We start from the raw sequence: 22,889 nt of genomic DNA, 5'->3' as shown, positions 1-22,889 counted from the left end.
CCACCCTTCGAGGGTGGGGGGCGCTATAGATTGCCACAATCTGGAAAAAAGAGATTTCGGACAAAGATGCGGACGATTAAAATCGCGCCTACACAAACAAAACCTGCCTACGCAGGTTTCAAAACCTTGGATTTTCTTCAGTCCTTGCCTTGCGGACTTTGTTTGTATAGCCCCACCCTTGCAGGACGATTAAAATCGCGCCTACACAAACAAAACCTGCCTACGCAGGTTTCAAAACCTGGCATTTTCTTCAGTCCTTGCCTTGCGGACGCAAGTTTGTATAGCCCCACCCTTCGAGGGTGGGGGGCGCTAAAACGGATAGTAGTGCCAAAAAACCCAAAATGCCAGACAATCCCAACTAACCGCGTCCTTTCGACGCCGTACTAGGTGGTCAAACTCCACCTGTAAATGCTGCTGTCCTCGGTGGACTAGCAGGAGTGAAGCGACGCTTAGCAAGTACTTCTAACGAAGTAAGAATTGCCGCCCTATCCGACGCCCTCAAATATGGTCAAGCGGGGTTAGATATTGTCGTCGAGATTGTCAAAACTGAAACAGGGGCAGTGCAGTGGGCCGCCTGGAATTTGCTTGGCAATAAACATTTACCAACCTTTACCTTTGATGTCATCACAGTAAATCACAGAGGAGAAGAAATTAGTCGCATCCCATCAAGCGCACGTTTTTTCCCGGAAGACTTGGGCAATGGCGTCATTCTGGACATGGTATCGATTCCCGGTGGGACTTTTTTGATGGGTTCACCGAAAACTGGAAGTGTGCCATCTGTCCGGGAAGATCCGCAACACCAAGTAACTGTCCAACCCTTCTTCATGGGCAAATATCCCGTGACTATAGCACAGTGGAAAGCAGTTGCAGCTTTACCCGAAATCAACATGCCTTTGAATCCCAATCCGTCTGGCTATGACAAGGAGGTAAATCTACCTGTACATGCTGTATCGTGGAACTGTGCGATAGAATTCTGTGCGCGACTTGCTAAAAAAACAGGGAAAACTTATCGGTTACCTAGCGAAGCTGAATGGGAATATGCTTGCCGTGCCGGAACCACAACACCCTTCCACTTTGGCGAGAGAATTACCCCTGATTTAGCTAATTTCGATGGGAAGTACAACCATATCTGTGTACCCAACAGAACTTGCCGCGGTCGCCTAACAGATGTAGGGAGTTTTCCACCCAATGCCTTTGGACTCTACGATATGCACGGGAACCTCTGGGAATGGTGTGCTGACGCTGCTTGCCATAAAAATTATGATGGCGCACCATCAGATGGCAGTGTGTGGGAGTCTGCTGGTGAAAATATTTACAGGCGGCTGCGCGGTGGTTCGCACCTCGACGGTGATGAAAACTGCCGTTCGGCTACTCGCCACGCCAGCTTTGCGAACCAAGGGGAATTCTATATCGGTTTTCGGGTTGTATGCTCCTCGCCGTGGACTCCTTAGCCCCCCACCCCCTCGCCCTACCGATTAAACCTCTTGCAATTTCTGACTGCCTTTTCCCCGTCGAATCGGAAACAGAGGCGATTCGATAGGCGCGTACCGACAGTAACAGATGACAATTAGGTCAAATTCGGCAGTTTCGATAGGAGCGTATTGTTCAACTCGCACAACTTCCCAGTCGCCGCGCCGGAAATGGGTGCTAGAGCCGGGGGATTCTGGATCTATGGCTTCTGGCACTTGGCAGTACTCAGAAGGGCGGTAACCCGGTTCTGGGATAGGGGCATCTGACGAATCGAAATACTCAGCCAAAATGTCGGTACAGGCTCCTGTGTGAGCTAGGATGCGGGCTTCGGCTTCGTGTTCCTCTCGTTCGTCAGCTTGAAAAATGATGTATTTCCGCATGGTTTAGTTATCCTCCATATAGTCGGGAAATTCGGCGTCGCCCTCAAACACGCAGTCGAATTTAAAGAAACCGCTGTTCTTTGGCTCGACTCGTTTCAGCTTCCAGCCGTACTTTTTCTCCATCGCCTTACAGCGCCATTTTTCGGTTACAGCATGGCGGGTTTCTAACGATTCCGGTTTGGGCGGTGGGTTTTGGTTGCTCATGCGCTGCTGCTATCTTTTGGCGTCGGTTGAGTCTGGGATCTCTTCCCCCGTTCTTTTCCGTTAGTTTTGCTAGCAGTAGGTGGTTGGGGTTGAGTGCTTGAGCTGTTTTTAGTTGCCTTGGTCATCACAAGAGCAGAAGAGTGCCGCTTTAGGTATTCCGCTATAGCTTTTTTGACTATCACCCGCGCTAATTGGGGTGTCGTCAAGAACTCCTCTTTAGCCCAGTGTTCTAAGTTGTCCATGTCTTCTCGATCTAGACGCAGAGTTATACGGGGTTTTTCGGAGGGCATATCAGTGCCTATTGGTGGTTGTCACTTTTCTCAAAGTTACTTCCCTTTTGCTCTGCTGTGGCTTTTTTGCGTCAATCCTTGACTGGTGACGCACCTGTTGATACTATAACAGATATAGACGCCCGCTCAAAAACGAGTTGGCATTAAAAAAATGTTTAGATATTTTAAGAGCGGCAGAGATAATTGACAATCTCTCTAAACCCGCTCCCACCTACGTCGATCAAGAAAAAATCAACCATATCTGTAGGGGCACGGCATGAGAAAATTTGGCACTCAATGGAAGATTATCGGATGCCGTGCCCCGACAACCATCGACGGCATGAATAAATTTTGTACCAAATGGAAGATTTTCCCATGCCGTGCCCCGACAATAACTGACCACAACCAATAAAATATATCAAACAGTTTTATTAACAAAGGCAGCCCGCCAGTGAAGTCATCCAAGGGTGTGTATAAAGTCGAGAAACAGACTAAAACCGAAAATCTCTACAACGAAGCTTTTCCCCTACTAGAAATAAACAAACTCTTAGCCGTATCTGCATCAAAAGGCACTTACGATCTAAACCCATCCGAAGAAAAACAACCACCACCCGGATGCCCCAGAATACCAATACCATTACAACTGCGCCCCTATCAACAACAAGCCGTTGATAGCTGGTTTGCCAATCAAGGCAGAGGCACGCTAAAAATGGCAACCGGAAGTGGAAAAACGATAACCGCACTAGCAATAACCGCCGCACTTTATCAAAAAATCAACTTGCAAGTTTTGCTCGTCGTCTGTCCGTTTCGCCACCTCGTTACCCAATGGGCAAGAGAATGCCAAAAATTCGGCATGGAACCAATATTAGCCTTTGAAACCGTGCGTCGCTGGCAAGTGGAACTTTCAACCCAACTCTACAATGTGCGTTCGGGCAACCAAGCGTTTGTTTCCGTCATCACCACCAACGATACGCTGATGAGCGAAGGCTTTCAATCCCAGTTAAAATACTTCCCAGAAAAAACCTTAATTGTCGGCGACGAAGCCCACAATCTAGGCGCAAAGCGTAGCGGCGAAAGCTTACCTCAAAACATCGGATTGCGGTTAGCTTTATCTGCCACCCCCGAACGCTATTTCGATGAAGATGGCACCCAATCTATTTATGATTATTTCGGCCCCGTCTTGCAGCCAGAATTCACCTTAGCAGATGCAATTCAACAGGGAGCATTAGTCCGCTATCTTTATTATCCCATATTAGTAGAACTTACGGAATCCGAAAGCCGCGCCTACTTAAAATTAACCCGAAGTATTGGGCGAATGCTGTTATATCAGCAACGAGGTATCGACGCATCCAATATCTTTGATGAAGATAATGAAGACTTAAAAGCTTTATTGATGCAGCGTTCCCGAATAATTGGCTCTGCCGCTAACAAATTAAAAGCTTTGCGTCAAATCATGGCGAAACGCCTGCACACGACTCACACCTTATTTTATTGCGGCGATGGTTCAACCGAAAACCAACATCAATTAAAAGCCGTTACTCAAATTTTAGGCGCAGAATTGGGATATCGAGTCAGCACCTATACCGCCGAAACGCCTTTAGATAAACGAGAAAACTTGCGTTGTCAATTTGAAAATGGCGAATTACAAGGTTTAGTAGCAATTCGCTGTTTAGATGAAGGAGTAGATATTCCCGCGATTCAAACCGCTGTGATTTTAGCCAGTAGTAGAAATCCACGCCAATTTATCCAGCGACGGGGACGAATTTTGCGCCCGCATCCAGGGAAGGAAAGAGCAACTTTATTCGACACAATTGTATTGCCCCCCGAACTCGACCGAGAAACATTAGAAATCGAGCGCAACTTATTGCGAAAAGAATTAAAACGCTTGGTAGAATTTGCCGATTTAGCAGATAACGCCGGAGAAGCAAGAGTAAAACTACTGAACCTGCAAAAGCGATACGGATTGTTAGACATTTAAATCCTCTAAAAACTGTAGGGTGCGTTAACGCAGTGTAACGCACCATCAATGGCTGAAAACTGTAGGGTGCGTTAACGCAGTGTAACGCACCATCGCTCGCGGTGCTAAAGGCGCAAGCTGTTAACCTACTGGTAAAAATTGCTCAAGATGATGCGCCTGACACACCCTACATTACATTTGCTGAATCTTCAACAGGGATATCAATGGCTGAAAACTGTAGTGTAACGCACCATCGCTCGCGGTGCTAAAGGCGCAAGTTGTTAACATACTGGTAAAAATTGCTCAAGATGATGCGCCTGACACACCCTACATTTGCTGAATCTTCAACAGCTGAAAACTGTAGGGTACGTTAACGCAGTGTAACGCACCATCGATGGCGGTGCTAAAGGCGCAAGCTGTTAACCTACTGGTAAAAATTGCTCAAGATGATGCGCCTGACACACCCTACTGAATCTTCAAAAGCGATACGGATTGTTAAACATTTAAATCGTCTACGTATATTACGATGGGCAATCTCTGCCAAGTGTATTAAATTAAGAAAATATAGCCGATTTTAGAAAATCAGCCAAGTGACAAACGAACCGAATCTAAATGACGTACAAGAACCAATTACAAGCGCACCGCCGGAAGTGCGCCAAATTATCGAGCGGGTTTTGCAAGCGGAAAAAGATAAACTCCACAGCAAAAGACCATACAACATCAACGACGACATTTTAAAAATTGTGAAGGAAGCAATCCAATGAGACTAATTTCCATCAAACTCTGTAATTTTCGTCAATTTTACGGTGAAACGCCAGAAATTGTTCTCGCCAGCGGAGAACAGAATACAACGATTGTTCACGGCAATAACGGTGCGGGTAAAACAACGCTGATGAATGCATTTACATGGGTATTGTACGAAAAATTCAGCGCTGCTTTTGCCGCCCAAGACCAATTAGTTAATAAACGAGCAATTACCGAAGCAGCACAGGGAAGAGCGGTATCTTGCTGGGTAGAAGTATCGTTTGAACACGACAACAAACGTTACTATGCCAAGCGTTTATGTCGCGCCTACAGAAATGAAATCGGTATTCATCACACTCAAAGTCAATTGTTTATGCAAATTGCGGGAACAGATGGGGAATGGTTCCATCCTCCCCAACCTCCAGAAGATATTATTGGGCGTATTTTACCGGAAAGTTTACATCAATATTTCTTCTTTGATGGCGAGCGAATTGAACAAATTGTCCGGTCTGACAAAAAAGCTGAAATTGCCGAAGCGACTAAAGAATTGTTGGGAGTAGAGGTATTAACTCGTGCCATCCGCCATTTGGGAGATGCGAGAAAATCCCTGGAAGGCGATTTGAGACTTATTGGCGACCCTCAAACAAAAAAACTCATACGGGAAAAACAAAAACTAGAACAAGAAATTGAGCAATTACAACAGCGTCAGGTAGAAATAGCAAATGAATTAAGCCACCAAGCGGATTTGAAGAAAGCTATTTCTAATCGTTTGCTAGAACTCGGCGGGGCGGAAGAATTGCAACGCTTGCGGAATGAACTGCAAGCGCAGTTATCATCGATTCAAGCACAAATGAAACAAGGAAACGAATCGATAAAAAAGGCAATTTCAAATCGAAGCTATACAATTTTTCTACCTAATATAACGGCTGAATTCCGGGATTTTATTAATCAATTACGAGAACGAGGCGAGTTACCGACAGGACTTAAACGTCCGTTTGTTCAAGCGTTACTGGAACGGGGACGTTGTATTTGCGGTGCGGAGCTTAAAGAAGGAACTCACGCTCATGCACAAGTACAAACTTGGATGGATAAAGCGGGAATGGCAGATATAGAAGAAACCGCTATCCGCATGATGGCACAGGTGGATGAAATTGAAAAAGAAGTGCCTGAATTTTGGCAAGAGATTGACCGACAACAGGCTAATAATAATCAATACAGAACCGAGATTTCACGCATCGAAACCCAGCTTGAAGATATTAATAAAAAATTGCGTAAATTTCCGGATGAAAATATCCAGGAATTGCAAAAGCGTTTGGATGAAATTGAAACTAAAATTAGCGATTTAAACCGAGAAAGCGGGGCTAATAAACAGCAAATCGAGAATCTTAAAACTCAAGTTGAAAGCTTGGGCAAGCAAATTGACAAGCACCAAATGAATGAGATGAGGCAAGTTGTGGCTCAAAGGCGCATTGCTGCAACTCAAGATGCAATTGAACGGTTAACAGAAGTCAAATCCCGTTTAGATAAGCAGTTTCGCTTGCAGTTGGAAAAGCGGGTGCAGGAAATATTTAGCGAAATTTCCTTTACTCCCTATATTCCTAAATTGAGTGAAAAATACGAGCTTACCTTAGTTGAAAATACTTCAGGACAAGAAGAACTGGTGGCAGCTTCTACGGGAGAAAATCAAATCCTCAGTTTATCGTTTATTGGGGGAATTATTGATGGGGTGAGGCAGTGGCGGCAAAAAACTACTTTAATGGGTCCCGATAGCAGCACGTTTCCCATTGTGATGGATTCTCCGTTTGGTAGTTTGGATCAAATTTATCGCAGGCAAATTGCTAAAGTACTGCCAAAATTAGCCAATCAGTTAGTGGTTTTAGTGACTAAAACTCAGTGGCGGGGTGAGGTGGCGGAAGAAATGTCAGCTAGAATTGGCAAAGAATACGTTTTGACTTATTACTCGCCTAAACCAGATTGTGAAGAAGATTCCCTCGATTTAGGCGGCGTGCTATATCCTTTAGTTAAGCAAAGTCCGAATGAGTTTGAATATACGGAGATTGTGGAGGTAGATTATGCTTTTTAGTACATCAATAGCTGTCGTATAACTAGGAAATACGCTATGATTGGTACTGTAGTAACAGGAGGAAAATAGTATGGCAGAAATTATTGTAAAAAGTACCGAACCAGAAAAGGCATTGGTAATGCTTAAGGATGCGATCGCTAAAAAAATCGCTCTTTTAGAAGTTTCCAGACAAAAATATCGTAAAAGATTAGATAAATTTGAACAGAAATACAACATTACCTCCGCTCAGTTTATTAACGAGTGGGCCGCTGAAGATTTAGAAGGAAAAGATATGGAGTATGTAGAATGGGCAGGTGAATATCATTTGTATTTGGATGTAGAGGAAGAATTGAATATACTGAATAGTTTAGAATATGTCACTAGATGAATACATTGAAACAGTGAATGAAGCGATTCAGAAGCTAGAAGATTATGGCTTAGTTGATTTGCTTGAATCCAACTCAGAAGTTGACAAAGAGAAGAGAAGAGCTTTTTTCAGCATCAAAGTTATTTTCATCGATAGCTCTGAACTTTATATCAGGGAGTATCTCAGGAATAAGTATGGATTTGAGCGGATTGACTATTCCTATCAGTATCAATCGGGAGATAAAACTTTAATATTTAGATACGATAATTCAAAGCACAAGCCGGCTTTGGGATTTGACGATCACAAGCAGCGAGATGGTTCTATTATTCCTAGTTTGTTGCCGAGTATTGATGAGATAGTAGATGAGGTAATAGCTTGTTTAGGTTAGAGTAAATAAGGAGTAATTTAATGCGGAAACAATATAATAAACTTGTACGCGATACGGCTGACGCCACGCTACGCGAACGCATCCCCGAAATCATCCAGCAAAATGGCTTAAAATACCAGGTTGTCACGAGCGCAAAATCAGAATATTGTCAAGCCAGACAAAAATTAATCGAAGAAGCACAAGAAGCTGCTGAAGCCAACGAGGAATTAATAACAGAATTAGCCGATTTATATTATGGAATAAACCGGGAATTAGTATTAGCATAACAACAAAGGAGAAGAAGCGAACGCGGAAGTTTTGAACAGCAGATTAAGTTATTGTGGACTGAGGAATGAGCGCAAGAATTAGAATTGCTAAAGATAAAGCCGAGTTGGTAAAAGCGTTAACCATTGGTAGCGATAGCAAGGGGCCGTTTCAGACTTATGCTGATGCGATCGCATTCGCGGCGGCGTTGGGTGCGAAGCGGAAAAAGCGGGTAACTTTAGGAGAAATTTCTAAAAAAGAAGTCACGCCTATAGGGATGGAAGTATTTGTTTCTAGGGGGTATGAGTTGGAGATCAAATTGTTAGCGATCGCAGAAACAAAAGATACCAAAATCCTCTCCCCCAGCGATGTCGATGCCGAAGAAAGTCGCATCCAAATTTTTGAAGAATATGCCAACGGAGGACTGGAAATTTTACAAGAGGAAATGCGCGGCGCAGTAGACTATACAGAAAGGCTGCTGTTGATGTTAATTTCCGAAAGAGAAAAGCAAAATCAGCCGGAAGGAGAATTTGATTTGAGTAGGTTTTTGGGTTAAAATTTACAACCCAACCCCAACATTAATCCCTTTGAAACTCAGTTTATGGTAAATTTCCTATGAGTTATACAATCGACCAATCTCAACCTATTACAGCTTTACCTGACCATACTCAATTACCTGAGTCAGACGGAACCTTTGTGAAAAACTTTCAAGAACACCCTCAAAGTATTCTGTTAACAGATTCCATTACCCCTGTCCTGCAAAGACTGCATCCCGATGCTAACTATTGTATCGGTCAAGATAGCGGAATTTATTGGCGATTGACAGACCCGCCAGAACGAGGCGCAGAAGCACCAGACTGGTTTTACGTGCCAAATGTCCCGCCAACTCTTGACGGTCAAATTCGCCGTTCTTACGTCATGTGGCAAGAATTGATGCCGCCATTAATTGTGTTAGAATTTGTCTCCGGAGATGGTTCAGAAGAACGAGATAGAACACCTTTATTGCGCTCAGATCAACAGGAAACGAAACCGGGAAAATTCTGGATTTATGAAAATGTGATTCGTCCAGCATTTTATGGAATTTATGAAGTCAGTCGCTCCCGCGTAGAGGTTTATCATTTAATAGAGGGTCAGTATCAATTAGTGCCGGAAAACGAGCGAGGACATTATCCAATTCCAGCGTTAGAAGTAGAATTAGGAATTTGGCAAGGTCGCTATCAAAATGTAGAATTACCTTGGCTTCGCTGGTGGGATTCAGAAGGGAATTTGTTGTTAGTAGGAGAGGAAAGAGCTGAACTAGAACGTCAAAGAGCTGAACTAGCAGAACAACAACTAGAGCAATTGCGCGCTCAGTTGCGAGCAGCTGGAATTGAACCGCAAGTGTAATAGACTTATCTAATAACTCAAGTTGCTAGTTATCTCTCTCCTTGCGGCTAATGGCTAATGGCTAATGGCTCAATCAGGAAAAATGCTAGATTAGCAATTAGCAATTAGCAAGCTTGCAATTAGCAATTAGCAGCGCCGCATGTTTATAACTAGCAACTTGCGTTAATACCTATTTCATCACCCCATTTATGCCTGCTGTTGATGTTAATTTCCGAACCAGAAGACCTCAGTAGATTTTTGGGTTAAATGTTACTCGATATGAAGCCGATAACAATTAGGATTAAACCACGAATTTTGCAGCAAGCTACCAAGCTGTTTGCTTACACCTACTTTGGATTTATTATTGGCTATTTCATTCTCAGATTAATCTTTTGGGATCGTTTTTGGGTTGTTGGTTTTATTAGCACGTTTATCCCTTGGATATTATTTCCCATTTTAATTTTACCAGTTTTAGGATTTTTTATCCTCAAGCAACGATGGTTTGCCATTGCAGGAGCGATCGCCAGTATTTTGCTAGTAAGCTGGATGCATGTAAAATACTTTTCTCCTCACCCGATTAACGCCAGTAATTCCCAAGTTAGTATCAAAATTTTTTCCCTAAACTGTAGTTGGTATAAAACCCAGTCGCCAAATTTGGTAAACCTGATTCAACAACAACAACCCGGGCTCATTTTTTTACAAGAAATAGTTAAGAAACATACCGAAAGAGCTTTTGTTTGGTTAAAAGCAGCTTACCCATACCAAGTAGGCACTCCACCTGTAGCGATTCTCAGTAAATATCCAATTCTTTTCAATGAAACTTTACAGCTGGCGGGTCATCAAGAAACTCAGCAACGAGCAATTATCCAAATCAACCAACAAGATGTAGTCGTTTATAACATCCAAGTTTTATCTCCCTGGATTCGGATGCACAAAATTTTACCGTTTCTCAGTATTCCAATTTATGAGTATGCAGATAGAACGGCAGAAATTCAAGACTTAGTTCAGCGACTCCAGAAAGAAACTCAACCTGTTATTGTAGCTGGAGACTTTAATATGACAGACCAATCTCAAGATTACAATTATTTGCAAACAGTCCTGCAAGATTCCTTCCAAATATCGGGACGAGGGTTTGGCTTTACCTGGCCTCATGGTTGGGAATTGAGTTTTCTGATTAAAAACTCACCCTGGAAATTGAACTATCCCATCTTCAGAATTGACTATATTTGGTATGACAAACATTGGGTTTCTCGTTCTACTAAAATTTTGCCAACAACAGGGTCGGAACATCTGCCTGTGCAGACAGAACTCATCGATATCAAGCTCTGAGTAGGGTGCGTTAACGCCAGTTAAACGCACCACAAATCTACTGAAGAACGGGCGGCAATCCTACCTGTTTTGGTGCTACAAACTTACCATTAAAACCCACTGCTTTATCTTCAATTGTCCTCGCTTCCGCTAACTCTCGCCGCAGTTCCGCCCTTGCCAAATCATCGTCAATTCCACCTAGAATATAAACGATCAATTTCGCGGCTAAATCTCTTCCTGCAACTAACACCCGCTTCTTGTTTGGATCGTACAAAACTCCATAAAATATTGATTCGGGTTTATCCATATTAGCGAATCCTCCATCCGCCTCAAATTTCTGAAGTTTCTCAAATATAGACTTGAGGGAAAACCCTTTTCTATAAACTAAAATTCCCAAAGCTTGAGCAAAGGCAACTTGCCCGACGGGACGAAACAAAATATTACCTTCGCCCCCACCTTTTTCAAAACTAAATCGCCGCATTTCTGGCGTTTCTGCGCTATATTCCAATCGCCGCAAGGTGGGCAAATCGGCTATATAATCGAAAAGTTGGGTAAATTCTGCAAACCCTGCTTCGAGTTCTTCATCCTCCGGACGCAACGGAATTAAACCTTTCTTTATGGCAGGTTTCCAGCGAAAATATTTTTGTCCTAAATACCGTTCGGACATTTCTTTTAGCGCTTGAAGCGTGGTTAAAACTGTCGCTTTCGCGGCAACGGTCGCGCTGTCCCAATTCACGCGGGGGTTGCGACCTTCCATATCTTTTAACAAGGGATGGGTAACGGCAACTTTGCGGGCGACAATAGAAAAACCATCATTTTCATCGAGTTGCGCTAACTGACCTTTTGTTAATGGTGCCGCCATTAAATTAACGTGGACAAATATCGACCGGATGCGCCTTCTTGCTTCGTCGCGGGTTTCTCCTGGTACGACGGCGGATATAAATTCTATTCCTATCTTTTCTTTGGCTAGGTTTTGCAAATAAGCGGGGTCTACTTGATATTCTTGTTGCAAATCATCGACGGTTATATAATTACCTGATGGTTTTTTATCTTTTTTGTAGCGCTGGAGTTTTCCGGTTTGGATTAATTCCATTAATCCCTGCACTCCCATCAGTCGGTGTTGTCCGTCTAAGGCAAATATTGTCACGTTGTCGGATAGGTTTAATAACCCTGCTTTGCCATCTTTATCTAGGGGTGAAAAATCAGCGGTTGATTTAATTGCCCTTCCGTCTTTTCCCCATTCCGCTGCTTGGGGATTATCTACCCAGGGTTGGTTCATTACTACCAATACTGGCGGGAATTTGTGATGCTTTCTCGCAGCTAAATATTGCGCTAATGTTGCTTGTCTCGACCAATCTAAAGGTCTTTGTTGTATTTCTTCGATTGTTTCGGCATCTATTTCTATGTTTTGCGTATCTGGATTAAATTTGGGACGAAATAAAGGCAGGCGCGATGCAAAACGGACTCGACTGGCAAACCATTCCAATGTGACAGAACCGATGTATGCTTCGCTACCTCCCATTTCGATTTTTTGTACCAAAATTTGGTCGCTTCTGCTGAGATAGCGGTCTAGGAGGAGTGCGATCGCTTGTCTTTCTTGATTTTCTCTCTCCAAAATTTGACTCGCTAGGTCGCCGCTGGGATTGTTGGGTTTGTTCATGGATCTATATTTGAAAATATTTGAGGTAATTTTAAAAAACTATCCTTTAATAACTTATGTGTCAATTTAGTTTTTAAAAATTGTTACCTGTGTCATAATAAATTTATTGAAATTCATTACATAATCAGATGAAAGTTAATTTGTCAATATGTCTAAATGAATCTTAATAATTTTTAACTGGCGGGCAAGATGCCCACCCCACAAGAGTAGAGACGTTACATGTAACGTCTCTACATTCCACAAAAACCGGGTTTGTTGAATAGACGATAACAATGCTGAAAATGCCTACTTCCTCCTTTGAATATGTTTTGCCCGTAATTCGGGGAATTCAGGCAGGGTGCGAGTATTATGTTTCGATGTGTCCCGTGCGACTTTTGCCTAAGCTTTTCCCCCCGGATGATGAGGAAATGCCGCCCGAAATGCGGGCAAGGCGCAGTTTAAACCGCAGTCGCGTCCCGGAAATTGCGCGATATATTCTGGAAAATCCGAAAAATTACGCATTTTCGGCAATTACGGCGTCGATTGACGCGGATATCGCTTTTGAACCTCTTGGCAAGGAGGCGGAAGCGTGGAAAATGGGCAGGTTGCGTGTACCGATGGATGCGCGGTTTATGATTAATGATGGGCAGCATCGACGGGCGGCGTTAGAAATGGCGCTGAAGGAAAATCCCGAATTGGGATATGAGACGATCGCTGTGATATTTTTTTTGGAGATGGGAATTGAGCGTTCGCGAAGCGTTGCGTCAGCAGTATCGCAACAAATATTCTCCGATCTAAACCGCTACGGAGTCCATCCCGATCCGTGCTTGAATATTTTATACGATTATCGATCTCGAAATGCCAATTTGGTGCGGGAAGTTATCAAGCAAGTCCCTGTTTTTAGAAGTCTGGCGGATACCGAACGCAGCACTTTACCCGCTCGATCTGGTAAGCTATTTACGCTGAGTAGTATTTATAATGGGACGCTGGCGTTGCTGGATAATTATCCAGATGACTCACAACAGAAGCAGGTTGAAATAGCAGTTTGTTTCTGGAATGCTGTGAGTAGTTATATTCCAGATTGGGAGCAAGTTTTATACAAGAAAGTAGGTGCTTTGGAGATGCGGAGGGATTATTTGCATTGTAGTGCGATCGCGCTTACTGCAATTGGCGCTGCCGGTGCAACTTTGCTCTCGATTTACCCCCATTCTTGGGAAGAACATTTAAAACGATTGGGCGATATTGATTGGTCGCGTTTTAATTTAGACTGGGAAGGGCGAATATTGACTGGCGGTGGCGTTTCCAAGTCGCGTCGCAGTGCCACTTGGATGAGTGGGTATGTTAAGCGGCGTTTGGGTTTGCCTCTGACAGCTGAAGAGGAAGAGTTAGAGAATATTTGTGGTTGAGTTGGGAGGGAAAAATGAATACGGGACAACAGCCAGAAAATTATCGAAATATAGATTACTATCGCGATTGTCAAGTATATAAGAATACAAAAAAAAGTGGGGATGCTCTAAATCAACCAATTTTGCTGCTATCTGTAATTGATTTGATAGCACAAGGATTGATTCAAGATAATCGCATTTTAATTGCCGATGAATTAATTGAAGCTTTTAAAAAAAATTGGGCGGTTTTGGGTTCGGGATCTTTTAAAGGAAGTGATTTTGCTCTACCATTTTTTCATTTAAAAAATGCCAAAGGAGAATTTTGGTACTTAAAGTTCAGTGCCGAATATGGAGGAGGTCGCCCTCAGTCGATACCAAAGTTAAGAAGAGACGTTGATTTTGCCAGGTTAGATGAAGAGTTATTTGAATTGCTGCGAGAGCCAAATTCCCGAAAAGAACTTGTCGATTCATTCATTGCTACCTGGTTTTCATCTAGTCAAAGAGAAGTTGAGGAGATTTTACAAATAGACCAAGATTTCCAGGATTCAACTTGGGATGAACTAGATAGGCAAGAAGAATCAGATGGGCAAGATACAAAAACACCAAAATTTTATCTGATAAAATCCATAATTAGAGAGGGTATTTTTCGCAAGAAAGTTGTACATCTCTATGATTACAGATGTGCGGTATGTAGATTGAGAGTCACTAGAACCTTAAATCAAAGCATTGTAGATGGCGCGCACATCAAACCCTTTTCAAAATTTTACGAATGTAAGATAAACAACGGAATTTCGCTGTGTAAAAATCATCATTGGGCATTTGATCGAGGATGGTTTAGCTTGGACGATTGTTATAAAATTATAGTGGCTGGAGATTTAGAGGAAGAGTCGCCAAACTCCAGACCAATGAAAGATTATCAGGGTGAAATTATCTTATTACCAAACTCAGAAAAATTTTATCCAAGAGTTGAAGCCCTCCAGTGGCATCGAACAAATGTATTTAGGGTGTAAAAAAGGAGTCAGGTATGCTAGAAAGTCAGCAAATGTCACTATTTCCACCGCGACCTGTGGAAGAGTTTGTCGAAAATATAGAAAAGCTAACTCAAGAAATACAAGAGTTGTATTGTCAAGATGAAATACCTATTGTTATAGGCTGGTCGGGAGGCAAGGACAGTACATGTATATTACAGCTTGTATGGTATGCGATCGCTGCGCTGGCACCAGAAAAAAGAACAAAAACTATTCATGTGATTACGAATGATACTCTAGTCGAGAATCCCATAGTTTCTGCGTGGGTACGCAAATCTCTAAAACGGATGCAAGCTGCTGCAAAAGAACAGGGAATGCCAGTTGAAACTCATCTGACTCATCCCGCAGTTCAAGATACATTTTGGGTTGGTTTGATAGGTAAGGGATATCCAGCACCAAGAAAGCGGTTTAGATGGTGTACTGAACGCTTAAAAATTAAACCTACTGATTCATTCATCCGCGAAATGATTAGAACTAGCGGTGAGGTAATTCTGGTTTTAGGTACTCGCAAAGCTGAAAGTGCTATGCGGGCTGCAAATATGGCAAAACATAGACAATGGAGAGTACGCGATCGCCTCAACAGCAATCCCAGTCGCCCCAATTCTTTGATGTATCTTCCTATTGAAGATTGGCGGACTGATGAAGTTTGGCTGTACCTGATGCAATGGCAAAACCCGTGGGGAAATAACAACAAAGATTTACTCACCATGTATCGAGGTGCGACAGCAGATAACGAATGTCCTTTAGTCGTCGATACCTCTACTCCTAGCTGCGGTGATTCTCGCTTTGGATGCTGGGTTTGCACGATGGTAAATAAAGACAAATCTATGGAGGCGATGATCCAGAATGATGAAGAGAAAGAGTGGTTACAACCTCTACTTGATTTCCGCAATGAATTGGATGTTGAGAACGATCGCGACAAAAGAGATTTCCGCCGCATCTACGGTAAAGTCGAACTTTTTGAACACGATGTCGATGGCGAAATCTTAGTAAAAACAATTCCAGGCCCTTATACTAAATACTGGCGCGAACATTGGCTAAGAAAAGTCTTAGAAGCACAAACTCAAATCCGCCAAACCGCACCGCCAGAAATGGGCGACATTACCCTAATTACCCCCGAAGAATTGAGCGAAATTCGCCGCATCTGGTTAGAAGAAAAACATGAATTTGACGACAGCTTACCCCGCATATACAAAGAAGTAACCGGCGAAGAATTCAAAGACTCCCGTCCTGGTGCCGAAAGAACCCTACTAGGTAGCGATGAATGGGCAGTTTTAGAAGAAATATGTGAAGGGGATATCATGCACCTAGAATTAATGGCAAAACTGCTAGATACAGAACGCCAGTATTACACCAAATCTCGCCGTACTGGTATCTACGACACCCTAGAAAAATGCTTTGACAGCAGTGGGCGACCCAAAGAAGAAGCGATTGATAACGCCCACTACCAACGCAACTTAAACAATGCCGTCAAAGCAGTCAAAGAAAACCTCGACGACATCTACCAAGTTAGACAAGCGTTAAACGAAAACCCCAGCGACGCCAAAAATAGTAGTGCCAAAATTAACAAGGTGAAGCAATCGATAGAAAGCAAAAATGAAAACAAAAATAAACAGCTATCTTGGGCAGATCTTAAATTCGGCGCTGATGAAGAAGAAACCACAGATGACTAGCAGAATTAAACCGCCCGGAAATAAATTTCCGGGCTAATAGCTAAAGTCAGTTAAAACTGACTGAAACCCCACCCAGGTCAAACAACCTGTTTTAACAGGTTTTAGCTTTTAGCCTGCTTTTTATTTCCCGGCGCTGACTAAAACCCCGCCCAAGTAGGATAACCTGTTTTAACAGGTTTTAGCTCTTAGCCTGCTTTTTATTTCCCGGCGCTGACTAAAACCCCGCCCAAGTAGGATAACCTGTTTTAACAGGTTTTAGCTCTTAGCCTGCTTTTTATTTCCCGGCGCTGGTGCAAGTTCTCAGCAAAATCAACTCTCAACTCTCCTCTCGAAATTAACCGTGATATTTCTCGAATTAGTACTAGAAAATTTTGGCCCTTATCTAGGGAAACACACCATCAACCTCCGCCCAGAAACTGATGGCAACATCCGTCCTATCATTCTGTTTGGCGGTATGAATGGCGGTGGTAAAACTACCCTAATGGATGCGATTCGCCTCGCGTTATATGGGAGTCGCGCCCAATGTTCTACGCGCAACAATTTGGGCTACACTGACTTTCTGATTCAATGCGTCAATCGCAACACTCCACCGACAGGAACAACCCGGATTGAATTAGAATTTGAACATGTCCAAAACGATAAACTGACTCGATTTAAAATAGTCAGATCTTGGACTAAAGAACCCAAAGATGGGAAAGATACGTTAGGAATTATTGTTTATGATGAATTGAATCAGGAATGGCCCGATAAAGCTTTAGTCAATACCTGGGATGAATATATAGAAACCCTGCTACCTTTGGGAATTTCTAATCTATTTCTGTTTGACGGCGAACAGGTGAAAGAACTTGCCGAACTCGAAACACCTCCCCCCCTCGTTGTTGATGCTATTCGTTCGCTTTTAGGGCTAGAACTTGCCGAAAGATTATCCGTTGATTTAGATATTTTAGCCAGCCGCAAACGCAAAGAAATTGCCGGGGCGAAAGAACTTGAAGCTTTAGAGAAAATTGAACAAAAATTTCAGCAACTCAGTGGGGACAAAGAAGCAGCAGCGCAAGAAAAAGCTAGTTGCTTTTCACAGTTAGAACGCGCCAAAGAGCAACTAAACCAAGTCGAAGAAAAGTTTATTTATGAAGGTGGTAAAATAGCGGCAGAACGCAACGTCCTAGACACGCAGCAGAAAAAATTAATCGCAGATGCCGATAAATCTCGTCAGGGGATGGTTGAATTAGCCGCTGGCGTTTTACCTTTGGCACTGATTTCACCGCTGCTAATGCAAACAAAAACCCAAGCCGAAAATGAAACCCGCCAACAACAGGCAAAAATTGAATGGGAGGTTTTGAAAAAGAGAAGCGAACGCATCCTAAACTCGATCGCACAACTATCATTAAAACCATCAGCATTAGAGCAAATTAAAACCATTTTCGACCAAGAATATCAAGAACTAGAACAAGCCGCCAGCACCGATAAACAACCTTGGTTAGCCGCCGATATCGAAGCGATTAATCAACTGGAAACCTTGCTGCGCTACCAAATAAAAGATAGTCAAAATCAAGCAGAGTCAAAAATAAAAGCTCTAAAAGAACTAGAAATAGAGATAGAATTTATAGAAAGACAGCTAGCGATCGCAGCATCTCCAGAAGCATACGAAAAATTGAAAAATGATGTCAGAGAAGCGCAAAACGAACACGCTAAAGCCAAAGCTGCCGAAGAAATTGCTAAACGTCGTTACGAAGAATTAAACAAGGAAATCGCCAAAACCCAAAAAGAATTAGAAGCATACAGCACAGACTTTATCAAGCTAAAAAACAATCAGCATATCATCGGCGCTTGTGCTAAAGTGCAAACCACTCTCAAGCTATTTAAAGAGAAACTAACTCTGAAAAAATTGAATAAATTAGAGTTAGAAGTAACCAACTGTTTCGGCTATCTTTTGCACAAATCAGACCTGGTACATCGCGTCATTATTGATACCAACACCTTCAGCCTTTCCCTTTACGACTTCCAAGGACAACCCGTCCCCAAACATCGCCTATCCGCTGGGGAAAAGCAACTTTTAGCCATAGCATTTTTATGGGGACTGGCGCGGGTTTCCGGACAGCATTTACCAGTTGCAATTGATACACCTTTAGGGCGATTAGATTCGTCTCACCGTCAGAATTTGGTGGAACGATACTTTCCCTCTGCTTCCCATCAGGTAATATTGCTTTCCACCGATACTGAAATTGGCAAAACCGAAGTGGAAAATTTGAGACAACAGGATGCGATCGCGCGCGAGTACCTGCTGAAGTATAATCCAAGCGATCGCCATACAAACGTAGAACCTGGTTATTTCTGGTGATTCTGATATCTGGTATAAGAGGCAGAGCCTCCCTTTTTCTCGTTCCCAGGTTCAACCTGGGAACGAGTATATAGAGGCTCTGCCTCGCCTTGTCGCCTTGTTTCTGGGTGAGGTAGGGCGGGTTTATCTAGATCTAGGTGATAAGCTATAGTTTATCGGTGAAACCCGCCCCTACAGAAATCTAAAATGGAACCCCCAACTAACCGAATTGTTCTTTCTCAAACCGCAAAAGAACAACTCACAAAACTCAAGCGCATCACCAAAATTGACCAGTGGAATATTCTCTGCCGCTGGGCATTTTGTCGTTCCCTCGCCGAACCTACTATCCCCTCACCCGTACCAATTCCAGCAGATAGTAACGTCGAGATGAATTGGCGCGTTTTTGGGGGAGAATTGTCTGATATTTTACTAATTGCCCTCAAACAACGCTGTCATAATGATGGCTTAGGAACCGATAAAGAAACCCTCGCTAGCCAATTTCGCCTGCACCTGCATCGCGGTATCGGTTATTTAGCCGGAGATCCGAATATTAAGAAAATTGAAGACTTAATTCAAATCGCCCTAGTATCGCCAAATACTTAAGAGCAGATAAATAGAGCGAGAATAACGCTCTTAAAAGTAGGGCAAACAGGATGCCCACCCCACAAGAATTTCAACTCTCTTGTGGGGTGGGCATCTTGCCCGCCCAGTTTATTTATACTAACCTAATTGCTAATAATAAAAGGATTCGCATATGGACGAATCTTCTCCCACAATAGAAATCGAACGTCATCGCGCCGCCATTGTCCGCACCGATCTTTCTATTCCCGTGCGCGTCGCTTTAGCAGCCGAACTTTTTAACGAAAATACCACCTTTTTTGACTACGGCTGTGGCTACGGCAGCGATGTAGCGCGAATGGCATATAAAGGCTATGTTAGCGCCGGATGGGACCCTTATTACTTCCCCGATGCGCCTCTAGTTCCCTCGGATATCGTTAACTTGGGTTACGTTATCAATGTTATCGAAGATACCGAAGAACGCCGGGAAGCGTTGTTAAAAGCTTGGGAACTTACCCAGCAAGTTTTAATTGTTTCCGCCCAAGTTTTAATTGATAACCGAGGTTTGGATAAAATTGCTTATGGTGACGGTATTGTTACCTGCCGCAATACGTTCCAAAAATATTACGAACAGGAAGAACTGAAAGCATATATCGACCAAGTTTTAGGCGTCGCTCCAGTACCAGTAGCATTGGGTATTTACTTCGTTTTTCGGGATGAACAAGCAAAAGAAAACTTTCGCGCATCCAGGTGGCGCTCGCGCAGTTACATTCCCAGTATCAGAATGCCCAGCAAGCGGTTTGAAGACTACCGAGAACGATTGCAACCCCTGATGGAATTTATTAGCGATCGCGGACGCTTACCCGTTAAAAATGAATTACCGGAATCAGAAGAACTAATACTCGAATTTGGCAGTTTTTCTCGTGCTTATAAAGTGATTTTACAAGCAACCGACGAAGCCGAATGGGATGCGATCGCATACCGTCGTTCCCTGGATATCCAAGTTTACCTTGCCCTCACCGAATTTAGCGATCGCCCCAAATTCAAAGATCTCGCCCCCGAAATGCGACAAGACATCAAAGCCTTTTTCGGCACATATTACGAAGCTTGCGAAGCCGCTGAAGACATGCTTTTTAGCTTAGGAAAACCCGGAGTAATTCAAAATGCCTGCAGACAAAGTAAAATCGGAAAACATCTGACCACCGCGCTTTACGTCCACGTTTCTGCTTTAGAAGCACTCAACCCCTTATTGCGACTTTATGAAGGTTGTGCCAGTCGTACCATCGGGCGCATGGAAGGGGCGACTTTAGTTAAATTCCACATCGATAAACCCCAGATTTCCTATCTTTTCTACCCCGAATTCGACAGCGTTGCCCATCCCGCCTTAGACAGCAGCATGACAATAAAATTACCCGATCTTAAAGTCACATATGGGGACTACAGCATTAGAAAAAATCCGCCCATCTTGCACCGCAAAGAAACCTTCGTCACCCCCGACTATCCCTTATACGAACAATTTGCCGAATTAACCCGCCAAGAAGAAATTGCCGGACTTTTAGATCGTCGCCACCAGATCGGTACCCGCCAAGAATGGGAAAACCGCCTCGCCGAATTAGGCATCGAAATTAAAGACCATTCCCTCTACGGCGATGGCGCGATCCGCATGACTCACGGGTCATAGGCTACCTTGTATTTTGGATTGGGATTCCTAGACTGGCGTTCTAGAGAGTTTTCCAGCATTCTGGACCCTTCTGTGGTTATGGGGGCGGTGGGACTTGAACCCACACGACCTTTTACGGTCAACGGATTTTCATTCTCCCGCAACTTTCGCTGCTGCCAGCTGGCTTTGAGAATTGGACCCTCCCTTTACCCTCGACTTGACGTTAGGGTAGCTCCCGTCGGGTCTCTGCACCTTCCCTCGATTTTGGATTTTGGATTTTGGATTGGCATCCCAATCTCAAATCGCAAATCTAAAATCTGAAATTGTTGGGCTTGGCTCAGGATTGCCTTGTCTGTTGCCAGATTTAGGTTTCCCTGAATTTGAGAGCGGTCACTTGAAGGATTTCTCCATCAAGGCTCAGTTTTCTAAGTCCGTAGCGTCTACCATTCCGCCACGCCCCCTAGCCAGAGCGATGTCACAAGTTTTGGCTGCGATTGCAGTCCTGTGGTTTACGCTCTAACAACTCGACCTTTTACAAGGATACAGCCTTTTTGACACTTTGCGATCTAAAGAGACGCAGATTCGGCTCTTTCCTAGTTTTATTTATAATAAAATCTTATTAATCATTCTGAGAAGCTCAGTGCATAAAGGTTGTAGGTTGGGTCCGCGGTCCGAAACCCAACTTGTTAGCTTGGAGAGGGTTGGGTAACCCTATGCTCAACCGAACCTACAAAAGATTAGATAAATTTATCACCCTAAGTACGGGAGAGCCAGCACTTGCAGCAATCTCTGGCAATATTACAGCGACTGCGATCTCCACAAGCAGAGAAAGTTCAGGAATTCCTCCCTGAGGTAAAGTGTACCCAGTTACTCCAACAATCTCCCGCAGCACAGCAATTATGGCAGCAGCTACAATCTGCCGATGAAGAAACCCAGCAAGAAATACTCGCACGATTACAACAACTACTCTGACAATAAGCTCTACACCTGCCGCTATTGGCTCAAATACTCGCGATTGAGTCAAAGAAACTCGCGATTGAGTCTGGCACACTCGTCGCCCTTGCTTTTTTACTCATGCACGAGTCTCTTTGACTCGCCGTCGAGTTTGAGATACTCGTCGCCCTTGTCTTTTATACTCATGCACGAGTCTGTTTTGCTCGCCGTCGAGTTTTCCAGACTCGTTAGCGAAGCTAAAAAACTCACTTGCGAGTATAAAAGCTTGATGCGCCAGAAAATCAACCAGAAATGACAGTCTTTTTCCCTTGGGTGCGACGCAACATTGTAGGGACACGGGGTTCAAAATTTTTGGCAACGTTCCCACATCTTTGGGGAATGGGACAATTTACTGCTGTTCCCTACCCCCGTTACGCATCGGGAATCTTTGGGTTGATTTTTGGCAAGATGCTTTCATCTTTGGTTTGGCGACATTTTTGGGGCACGGCGTTCCAACATCTTTGGGGAATGGGACAATTTACTGCTGTTCCCTACCCCCGTTACGCATCGCGAATCTTTGGGTTGATTTTTGCCAAGATGCTTTCATCTTTGGGTTGACGACATTGTAAGGGCACGGCATTCAAACATCTTTGGGTTGACGACAAAACTTACTTTAGCCTTAGCCCCTACTACCCCTGCTGCTCTTCCCTACCCCTGCTGCGAGCAACGTTCCCACATCTTTGGGGAATGGGACAATTTACTCGTGTTCCCTACCCCCCTGGCGCATCGGGAATCTTTGGGTTGATTTTTGGCAAGATGCTTTCATCTTTGGGTTGACGACATTGTAAGGGCACGGCATTCAAACATCTTTGGGTTGACGACAAAACTTACTTTAGCCTTAGCCCCTACTACCCCTGCTGCTCTTCCCTACCCCTGCTG

Annotated in this window: 24 protein-coding genes; 19 read left to right on the top strand and 5 right to left on the bottom strand. The window is 43.6% G+C overall.

Annotation, left to right across the window (positions count from 1 at the left end; all coding sequences use genetic code 11):
- Together MiSe_RS37595 and MiSe_RS37590 are read left to right on the top strand one after the other, a co-directional pair.
- Positions 1–193: hypothetical protein (locus MiSe_RS37595; protein ID WP_226590159.1), on the top strand; the 193-nt coding region annotated here is incomplete at its 5' end.
- Between the two features lie 244 nt (positions 194–437).
- Positions 438–1,451, top strand: coding sequence for a formylglycine-generating enzyme family protein (locus MiSe_RS37590; RefSeq protein ID WP_226590156.1), 1,014 nt, complete (start codon positions 438–440; stop codon positions 1,449–1,451).
- 24 nt (positions 1,452–1,475) lie between these two features.
- On the opposite strand, the gene MiSe_RS37585 is transcribed toward MiSe_RS37590, so the two are convergent.
- The 4 genes from MiSe_RS37585 to MiSe_RS37570 all read right to left on the bottom strand — a co-directional run bounded on the left by MiSe_RS37585 (position 1,476) and on the right by MiSe_RS37570 (position 2,726).
- Positions 1,476–1,850 carry a hypothetical protein gene (locus MiSe_RS37585; RefSeq protein ID WP_226590153.1) on the bottom strand — a complete coding sequence of 125 codons (375 nt, stop codon included), beginning with the start codon at positions 1,848–1,850 and terminating at the stop codon, positions 1,476–1,478.
- 3 nt (positions 1,851–1,853) lie between these two features.
- Positions 1,854–2,054 (bottom strand): hypothetical protein, encoded by a 201-nt coding sequence (locus MiSe_RS37580; RefSeq protein WP_226590151.1) that lies wholly within the window; start codon positions 2,052–2,054, stop codon positions 1,854–1,856.
- Positions 2,051–2,344: a hypothetical protein gene (locus MiSe_RS37575; protein WP_226590147.1), complete on the bottom strand. Its 294-nt coding sequence runs from the start codon at positions 2,342–2,344 to the stop codon at positions 2,051–2,053. The genes MiSe_RS37580 and MiSe_RS37575 overlap by 4 nt, the downstream gene beginning before the upstream one ends.
- A 220-nt stretch (positions 2,345–2,564) precedes the next feature.
- On the bottom strand, positions 2,565–2,726 hold the full coding sequence (locus MiSe_RS37570; RefSeq protein ID WP_226590144.1) for a hypothetical protein: 162 nt from the start codon (positions 2,724–2,726) through the stop codon (positions 2,565–2,567).
- A 132-nt stretch (positions 2,727–2,858) separates the two neighbouring features.
- On the opposite strand from MiSe_RS37570, the gene MiSe_RS37565 reads away from it, so the two are divergent.
- From MiSe_RS37565 to MiSe_RS37525, 9 genes are all read left to right on the top strand, one after another.
- The gene (locus tag MiSe_RS37565) at positions 2,859–4,301 is read left to right on the top strand and encodes a DNA phosphorothioation system restriction enzyme (RefSeq protein WP_444980608.1); all 1,443 of its coding nucleotides are present in this window, start codon (positions 2,859–2,861) and stop codon (positions 4,299–4,301) included.
- A 569-nt stretch (positions 4,302–4,870) separates the two neighbouring features.
- Entirely contained in the window at positions 4,871–5,044 is a 174-nt protein-coding gene (locus tag MiSe_RS37560; RefSeq protein WP_226590141.1) for a hypothetical protein, read from the top strand.
- Positions 5,041–7,107, top strand: coding sequence for an AAA family ATPase (locus MiSe_RS37555; RefSeq protein ID WP_226590139.1), 2,067 nt, complete (start codon positions 5,041–5,043; stop codon positions 7,105–7,107). Before MiSe_RS37560 ends, MiSe_RS37555 begins: the two co-directional genes overlap by 4 nt.
- 70 nt (positions 7,108–7,177) lie before the next feature.
- Entirely contained in the window at positions 7,178–7,474 is a 297-nt protein-coding gene (locus tag MiSe_RS37550; protein WP_226590135.1) for a hypothetical protein, read from the top strand.
- Positions 7,461–7,841, top strand: a complete 381-nt coding sequence (locus tag MiSe_RS37545; protein ID WP_226590132.1) for a toxin-antitoxin system TumE family protein — start codon at positions 7,461–7,463, stop codon at positions 7,839–7,841. Before MiSe_RS37550 ends, MiSe_RS37545 begins: the two co-directional genes overlap by 14 nt.
- A gap of 20 nt (positions 7,842–7,861) precedes the next feature.
- Entirely contained in the window at positions 7,862–8,107 is a 246-nt protein-coding gene (locus MiSe_RS37540; protein WP_226590129.1) for a nucleoside triphosphate pyrophosphohydrolase family protein, read from the top strand.
- A gap of 65 nt (positions 8,108–8,172) precedes the next feature.
- Positions 8,173–8,640: a DNA phosphorothioation-associated protein 4 gene (locus MiSe_RS37535; protein ID WP_226590127.1), complete on the top strand. Its 468-nt coding sequence runs from the start codon at positions 8,173–8,175 to the stop codon at positions 8,638–8,640.
- A 59-nt stretch (positions 8,641–8,699) separates the two neighbouring features.
- The gene (locus MiSe_RS37530; protein WP_226590125.1) at positions 8,700–9,470 is read left to right on the top strand and encodes a Uma2 family endonuclease; all 771 of its coding nucleotides are present in this window, start codon (positions 8,700–8,702) and stop codon (positions 9,468–9,470) included.
- A 294-nt stretch (positions 9,471–9,764) separates the two neighbouring features.
- Positions 9,765–10,778: an endonuclease/exonuclease/phosphatase family protein gene (locus tag MiSe_RS37525; protein ID WP_226590122.1), complete on the top strand. Its 1,014-nt coding sequence runs from the start codon at positions 9,765–9,767 to the stop codon at positions 10,776–10,778.
- A 37-nt stretch (positions 10,779–10,815) separates the two neighbouring features.
- Here the strand turns inward: MiSe_RS37525 and MiSe_RS37520 are convergent, their stop codons facing one another.
- Entirely contained in the window at positions 10,816–12,417 is a 1,602-nt protein-coding gene (locus MiSe_RS37520; protein ID WP_226590119.1) for a DGQHR domain-containing protein, read from the bottom strand.
- 281 nt (positions 12,418–12,698) lie between these two features.
- Here MiSe_RS37520 and dndB point away from each other — a divergent pair, with 281 nt between their 5' ends.
- The 8 genes from dndB (at position 12,699) to MiSe_RS37480 (ending at position 22,568) form a co-directional block, all read left to right on the top strand.
- Positions 12,699–13,802 (top strand): DNA sulfur modification protein DndB, encoded by a 1,104-nt coding sequence (dndB, locus tag MiSe_RS37515; protein WP_226590117.1) that lies wholly within the window; start codon positions 12,699–12,701, stop codon positions 13,800–13,802.
- 14 nt (positions 13,803–13,816) lie between these two features.
- Complete coding sequence (locus MiSe_RS37510; protein ID WP_226590113.1) at positions 13,817–14,791, top strand: HNH endonuclease; 975 nt, start codon at positions 13,817–13,819, stop codon at positions 14,789–14,791.
- Positions 14,792–14,805: 14 nt separating this feature from the next.
- Complete coding sequence (dndC, locus tag MiSe_RS37505; protein WP_226590110.1) at positions 14,806–16,482, top strand: DNA phosphorothioation system sulfurtransferase DndC; 1,677 nt, start codon at positions 14,806–14,808, stop codon at positions 16,480–16,482.
- Between the two features lie 340 nt (positions 16,483–16,822).
- Positions 16,823–18,820, top strand: coding sequence for a DNA sulfur modification protein DndD (dndD, locus tag MiSe_RS37500; protein WP_226590108.1), 1,998 nt, complete (start codon positions 16,823–16,825; stop codon positions 18,818–18,820).
- Positions 18,821–19,006: 186 nt separating this feature from the next.
- Positions 19,007–19,402, top strand: a complete 396-nt coding sequence (dndE, locus tag MiSe_RS37495; protein WP_226590106.1) for a DNA sulfur modification protein DndE — start codon at positions 19,007–19,009, stop codon at positions 19,400–19,402.
- 151 nt (positions 19,403–19,553) lie between these two features.
- Positions 19,554–21,038: a DNA phosphorothioation-associated putative methyltransferase gene (locus MiSe_RS37490; protein ID WP_226590105.1), complete on the top strand. Its 1,485-nt coding sequence runs from the start codon at positions 19,554–19,556 to the stop codon at positions 21,036–21,038.
- A 756-nt stretch (positions 21,039–21,794) separates the two neighbouring features.
- The gene (locus MiSe_RS37485) at positions 21,795–21,989 is read left to right on the top strand and encodes a hypothetical protein (RefSeq protein WP_226590103.1); all 195 of its coding nucleotides are present in this window, start codon (positions 21,795–21,797) and stop codon (positions 21,987–21,989) included.
- A 273-nt stretch (positions 21,990–22,262) separates the two neighbouring features.
- A complete protein-coding gene (locus tag MiSe_RS37480) occupies positions 22,263–22,568 on the top strand; it encodes a hypothetical protein (protein WP_226590101.1) in 306 nt (101 codons plus the stop codon).
- Positions 22,569–22,889: the final 321 nt, after the last annotated feature.

This window comes from Microseira wollei NIES-4236 (assembly GCF_020521235.1).
GTDB classification, from domain to species: Bacteria; Cyanobacteriota; Cyanobacteriia; order Cyanobacteriales; family Aerosakkonemataceae; genus Microseira; species Microseira wollei.
The sequence above is the reverse complement of the archived record's forward strand: the minus strand, read 5'-3'. Positions and strand labels throughout refer to the sequence as shown.